Raw genomic sequence first — 6,672 nt, forward strand, 5'->3', positions numbered from 1 at the left:
AAGATCAACGGCGGTCGGTCTTAGCGAAGTAGCCGACGAGCGCGGGCGCAAGCCCGGTTTCGTCAACGAGCTGCCTCAACGGCATGCGCCCAGCTACAGCAAGTTCAACCGTGCGTTCGCTGCCGCTCTTGTCGTAGGCGGCATACCCGACCGAGACCAGCATCTCGATAAATCGGATTGCGGCCTGAGGGTCTTTCGCGGACGCGCCCCGTTGAGTTAGGCCCATATGCTGCGACGCGCCGCCTTCGCACAGCCTTCTAGCGATTTTTCGAGCGATGTCATAGTGTGGGTGCGCCATTGCGATATAGAGCGGATCCACCGATGCCACTAAAGCGCCACGTGATGCGAGTAACCCCATAGCTCGCTCCTTTGAGTACTCGACGCCAGACACGCGTAGCGAGAGTCCTGGTTCCAGCGTGCGGAAGTCGGCTCCCGCAAGGAGACTGTCGGTGAAATCCACGTCCAGGAGACTCGCTGACGAAAAGTCGACGCCAGAAAGGTCCGCTTCGGCGAAAGAGACGCTTTCCAGCCAAGCGCCCGAGAATTGTGACTTACGGAGGTCCAGTCGTGCCAACTCGCATTCTATGAGAACTGTTGCTCGAAACGAACGCGATAAGGATCCGCCAGTGCCAGCAAAGAAGTCAAGGCGCTCCAATCGGCAGTGGTCAAATGTGCCGTAGTGTCCGATAAGCGTTGTCAATAGTTCCTCGCTACTTAGGAGCCATCCTTCCTTACGCGCTTTCCATAGCAGCGCGAAAGATGTCGCCAACTCTCCTGGTTCGAAAGATGCCCATTGCTCGGCGAGGTGTGCGGAACACTCATCTAGGAATGCCGAGGTCTCGCCAGCTAGAAAAGCTTCCATAGTGTCGGTAATTCTCATGGGTTTGGCGCCTTTCCGGCCTGAAGGCTCGACAGTAGGTACTCTACAACCAGGAACTCACGCAAACTGTTGTGCGAGAACCTCCACCCCTCTTTTCCGCCTGTGGTCACCCTAGTAAGGGTGGCTGACGACCTAAGGTCAGCATAGAGGGTTTGGCGATCCCCTTCCCGTTCAGATTGGGGCAGCCGCTCGAGTCGGGCCCGAAATTCCAAGTTGATGAGGTCCATGAAATCGGATTCATTAAAGAGCGATATGTCCGAATTGCTGAGGCGGAGAGCCATTCGATGCAGGAATCGGCGCCTCGACTCCACTGGCATCCCGGGCGAACGTCGCCGATCGCGCAGCATGAGTTGGTCCACGATCAGGCGGTAGCATTGGTACTCGGTGACGGAGTCCATGCCACTCGCTGCCGCAGGGCCAGTTGGCTGCTCGGACAACTGGTCGGCCAGATCGACGAGGTAGGAAATGATGACTGGCTTGCCTCCGAGGAGGCGTGCTCCTTCGTCGCTTGGTCGAGAGACCTTATTCAATAGACCCAGAACTACCGCGCTCTTATCGGGATCACCGGATAACTTGCGGGCCACGAGAGCTTCAGTCTGGGCGCGATCCAAGTCTTGCAGTCGTCGCTCGCTCCGATCGACGAACTGACGCTCGAAGAGTTGATCGAGTGCAGCCTCCTTAGCATACTCCACCGCAGCAATGCCGGTCTCCTCAAGCGATGAGTACAGCGTTTCGAGCACGCGAAGTTCTTCTGCTTCGGAGAAGTAGTTGGGGCGACTGGTGAGAATGCCCTTGGCACCATGACGTCCCAACTGAGCCAAGGTCTCCAGGCAGACGCGCCGTTCCAGTAGGTGCATGTACTGTGCCATTTCGTCGTATCCGTCAAGGAGTAGTACGACTCTCCCCCTGCTAATAAGGGACTCGAAGAAGTGTAGGGGCACGTGACTAAGATTGTTGTCGTCGAGGAACTTGTGAAGAAGGGATGCGACGTCAAATTGCTTGGTGAAATCGCGGAGCTCTATTCGGACGGGAATTGGACAGCGTGGATCGGACTTGTTCTTCTGCATTAGTTCCCGAAGGAGCATCTGGGTGAGCGCCGTCTTTCCGGTGCCGTACTCACCAACGACTATAAGCCAGCCCGGGCCGGTGGTTTCGTCTTCGACCCAGGAATGGAGAGTTGCTAGCGCCGGCTCCAACCGAGTGCCAAAGTCGAACTGCGGGGGTTCGTAGACGTCCGCAAGTCGCAGGAGCTCTTGGGCGAGATCGCCCTCGGAGAGGACGGCTCTTTGATAAGGGTGAAACTTCTCGAAGCGCGACGCGAGGGTTTCGTACGTAAGCAGTTCTACTCTAGCCGGTGCACGCTCGCGAACAGATTGCGTAAAACCGTTGGTGGAAACGATTACGAACGCGCATCCAGGATGTTGTTCATTGCATGCGTAGTATTTAGTAAGGTCTTTTCCCAGTTTGGTCGCGTCGACCTTTTCAGTGGTTACCTCGATAAAGACTGGGCCAGCGAAGGGGTCTCCAATGCGCTCTGCCTTGAGATCAACGCTTGCGCTCTTGACCATTAGTGGTCCCGTGACGTCGTAGCCGTTAAGTCGAAAGAGCTCCGCGACGGCCGACTCGGCTTCCTCTGGTAGCATATTGCCTCCTGGTTATCCGGCGCTCAGTCCAAATGGCGGCGGTCGCATGCTGTGGTTGACAATGCATACCTTAGCGTCCGGGACGTGTCATGGGGCAGTCACGGTAGCGTGTCTTTGTGGATCTGACGCCGAGCGGGTCAACGGCCTCTGATGGCTGGGGAATTCGTACGTCGCCCATCCACTTGGCCTGGACGTGCCTGACGCCCCGCCGCTTGACAAGACCTCACAAGTCCTTGCAGCTCGATGGGCTCGGTGTCCTTCCGAGTTGAGTGCAACAATGTGGAGGAGCGCGGTCGCCGAGTTCTCACATTGTCGACCCCGCGGACTTGCTTGGCGCGGCCCGTCCGGACCTGACGCGGTCGTTGCTGTTTGCGATGTCTGGTGGGTGGTCTCCACCGATGCCGATGTCCTCGTTGGCGCTGAGTGTGGGGGCCGCTGACCGCAGCGGTTGGCGCATAGGTGCCGCTACCGGACACCCGAGTCGGCGCTGTCGGTGTGGTGGTCCGCAAACTGCGCCAGGGCACGTGGTTCCCCCAGCGGCTTCTGCAGCGCTCCGGGCGGGATGAGACCGCGCTGATCACCGTCGCGCCTGACTCTTGTTCGCAAGCGTGTCCAAGATGCCGAATGGACGAGTTGGACAAGACCCTGTGGATCGATTCACTGCCGCGGTCGTAGTCGTCCCGGAAGACCGCGGACCGCGGACCTGGAAGCGCACGGTGAGCGGTTGCGTCAACGACCTCGAGGTGCGGCCGTGGCGCCGTTCACGTTGGTGGTCGCGGACGCGCTCACGATATGGATCCGCGAAGGCAGGCACCGGGTTCATCAAAGCCATTGGTCACACCAGGGGGCGTCCCACTCTGTTGAACCGGTCGACCCGAGGTCTAGGGTCGACCGCGCGACGATGGTGCCGTCGTCGACCGCGAGCCAGAGCAGCAGGCGAGCGGTACCCTCGAGCGCGGTGAGCGCAACCTCAACGACCTCGGTCACGACGAACGGATCCACGGTCAGCGCCACCGGCTCGATCGCCGACGTCGGTACCGCCTCCGGCCACGGTGACAGCAGCGGCGCCCACCCCGCGTGCAGGGTGCCCTGGATCGGGGACGCGCCGTGGTGCGATGCCCGCACCGGCAGTCGCAGGAGCGCCCCCAGCTCGAGCGCGACGTCTACGCCCGGTTCCACCGGCACCACGTCCAGGATCACCACCGCCTCGGCGTTGACATGTGCGGGGTCGATACCGAGCAGGTCCTTGCGGGTCCGGTCGGCGTAATACAGGTCGGCCATCTCGTGCTCGACGTCGGTCAGCTCGGTGTAGACGTAGCCGCTGAACGCGTCGTGCCGGCGCAGTTCCTGGGTCTGCCACTTCAATTGCCAGCCCCGGTCGGTACTGGTGTGCCCAGCACCGTACTCACTGTTCAGGATCGGCAGGGAGGCGCCGATGAGCTCGGGCGTCGCCCACAGTTGCTTGGTGAGGTGCTCGTCCGCCGCGAGGGTCACGGGGAAGTCCTGCCGGTGTCCGGCCAGGCCTGCTACGAGGTCGGCCCAGGTGGCGAAGTCGTCGGTGTAGATGTGCCAGTCGACGATGTCGGTCTTCACGTGGGACCAGCCGGAGTCGTCCACGATCGGGCGGGTGGTGCCGAGCGCGGCGAGCAGGTCGTAGGCGCGGGCCGTCGCCCCCTGGTACTCGGGGCGCGCCTCCACCTGCCAGTCCAGACCCCACTCCTCGTTGTACAGACCCCAGATGACGATCGAGGGGTGGTTACCGTCCCGGGCGACCATCACCGGGATCTGCGCCTCGAATGCCTCGATCGCCGCCGCGCTGTACCTGCTCGTGCTGGCCGGCTCCTCCCAGACGAGCATGCCGAGGGTGTCGGCCCAGTGCAGCCAGCGCGGGTCCTCCAAGCGCAGATGCTTGCGCACCATCGTGTAGCCGGCCTCGCGGGCCAGTTCGAGGTCGCGGCGGAGCGCGTCGTCGGTCCGGGCAGTGATGCCCGACGGCGGCCAGTAGCCCTGGTCGAGCACAGCCCGCGGGGCGATGCGTACGTCGTTCAGGAAGATCTTGTCGCCCTTGGTCTCCACGCGTCGCAGGCCAGTGGTCGCCACCACCCGGTCCACGCCGTCCGCACTGTGCACGGTCACCTCGACCCGATAGAGGTGTGGGTCCGCAGGCGACCAGAGCCTGGGGGAGTCGGGGGTCAGGCTCGCCCGGAACGAGCCGGCGTCGGTCGGCGTGGCGACGAGCGCGCTACCCGGTCCGCTGTCCGCATCGTCCAGCAGTCGCAGATCTACCCGGGCGTCCGCGGCGTGCGGGCCGGTCACCTCAACCTCGGCCTCGATGCTGGCGAGCGACTCCCCGCGCAACCGGATGGCTGAGGCCGCGGTCGCGGGCCGCGACTCCAGCCACACGGTCTGCCAGATCCCGGAGGACGGCGTGAACGCGACGCTGTCGTAGTCGTCGCGGGGCATGGACCGCTGCTTGCTGTGCGGGATGAACCGCTTGTCCAGGGGCGCCTCCACATGCACGCGCAGTTCGTTCGCGCCGTCGATCAGCGCGTCGGTGACATCGAACTCGAACGGCATGTACCCGCCCTCGTGGCTGCCCACTTCGGTCCTGTTCACGAACACCGTCGCCCGGTGGTGCACCGCGCCGAACCGCAAAATGGTGCGGGAGCCGGCCCACGCCGTCGGGACCTCGAACTTGCGACGGTACGTCGCACGATCGAGCCAACCCCGCTCGACGCCGGACGCCCGGGTCTCCCACGCGAACGGTACGACGATGCGCTCGGGCCAGCCCCCGCCGTCGGGCACGGGAGCGCCGGGCGCGAAGTCCCAGGTGCCGTTCAGGTTCAGCCAGTGCTCGCGGACCAGGTCCGGGCGCGGGTACTCGGGCCTATGAGCGCAGGTGATAGCTTGCGACTAGGTCGGGTCGTTGCGACAACTGCGTTTCGAGGCGACTATCGGCCCAAAGCTCGATGAACGGGAGCCTCCCATCGGCGTTGTGCTTCTCGATAATCGCCACTGCGTCGGTGGTGAAACGCCCGCTTGTCGCGATCACCAAAGTCCGAACGACTGGTGGCTCCCAAAGCGGCAGGGTGGCCAACGTGTTCGTGATGTCAGACGGGGCGACAGACTTCGATGTCCAGTGCTTGGCCTGCATGATGACCCGCTCGGTTCGCGTTGTACCGCCGTCATCCCTGATGACGCGCTCCGCGGACAGATCACGCCCCCGATCAGGTGCGCGGGTCTTCATCAACCACTCGACGTTCTGGTAGCTGGGAAAGCCCCGCAGAAGGTCAAACAGCAGGCGCTCGAAGCCGTCGTCGTCAAGGGCAGTCCAGTTGAGGCCGATGCTTGCACCACCTGCCGGTTTCGCAGATGCAGCGACACCGAGGTCCACTGCTGGCACCGGCAAAGGGTCCGACTCGGAGAGACTCGCGGCTTCAACGTCGGCCCGTACAGATGGCCAGTCCATCTCGGCGATGTCGTGCCAGTCGTGCCCCTGGCTGAAACGGAGATGCCGGTGAAGATCGCCCCATCGTCCCTTTCTGTCAGTGGTGTCGCCGAGCAGCCGTTCGATCTCGCTGATCGACTCCTCCACCACTCTTGTTTGGGGATCGTCCATACGATCGGACGAGTCTCGCGCAATAGAATCTGTGATCTGGGCAAGCGTCGCATTGATCGTCGACACGAGGTCGTCGAGGCGATCGTGGATCGCCCGGCGACGCGACTGAGCGAGCTTGAACCTGTACTCATCGAGCTGGTGGCCCGGCTTCTCCAACTCGTTCATGAGGGCGAAGACGGGCTCGCCGATCTCGAAGTAGTCGATGAAGGACTGCCCCGCCTCGTCTATGTCGGGCAGCTCCTCCGTGACCGTGAACCCGTCGATCGGAGGCAGGCCGGCGAGCAGTGGCGTCCATGCCCGACGTAGATCCTCGTACTCTCGATTCGTACCCCGCTGAGGGCTCGACGGGATCATCGGCTCCGCACGGTCCCAGATCGCTTGGAGCTTGGCAAGGTTCGCTGCAGAACGGTCGGGACTGCTGCACGAGAAGGTGACAGTTCCTAGTCACGCCGCCAGGGCGACGTTGTTGGTCATGATGGTCTCGAATTCGATAGGCGTCAATCGACCGAGCCGGGCCTGGCGGCGTCGAC

At 62.8% G+C, this 6,672-nt stretch carries 4 protein-coding genes; all 4 read right to left on the reverse strand.

All coding sequences use genetic code 11. The features are described from left to right. Positions 1–4 precede the first annotated feature (4 nt). Positions 5–880, reverse strand: coding sequence for a pentapeptide repeat-containing protein (locus EXU48_RS19360; protein WP_133109329.1), 876 nt, complete (start codon positions 878–880; stop codon positions 5–7). Beyond that, positions 877–2,523, reverse strand: coding sequence for an NACHT domain-containing protein (locus tag EXU48_RS19365; RefSeq protein WP_133109330.1), 1,647 nt, complete (start codon positions 2,521–2,523; stop codon positions 877–879). Before EXU48_RS19365 ends, EXU48_RS19360 begins: the two co-directional genes overlap by 4 nt. 822 nt (positions 2,524–3,345) lie before the next feature. Further along, the gene (locus EXU48_RS19370) at positions 3,346–5,328 is read right to left on the reverse strand and encodes a glycoside hydrolase family 2 protein (protein WP_207947830.1); all 1,983 of its coding nucleotides are present in this window, start codon (positions 5,326–5,328) and stop codon (positions 3,346–3,348) included. An 82-nt stretch (positions 5,329–5,410) separates the two neighbouring features. Next, positions 5,411–6,496 carry a restriction endonuclease gene (locus EXU48_RS19375; protein WP_133109332.1) on the reverse strand — a complete coding sequence of 362 codons (1,086 nt, stop codon included), beginning with the start codon at positions 6,494–6,496 and terminating at the stop codon, positions 5,411–5,413. Between the last annotated feature and the right edge of the window lie 176 nt (positions 6,497–6,672).

Source organism: Occultella glacieicola, from assembly GCF_004353825.1.
Classification (GTDB): Bacteria; Actinomycetota; Actinomycetes; order Actinomycetales; family Beutenbergiaceae; genus Occultella; species Occultella glacieicola.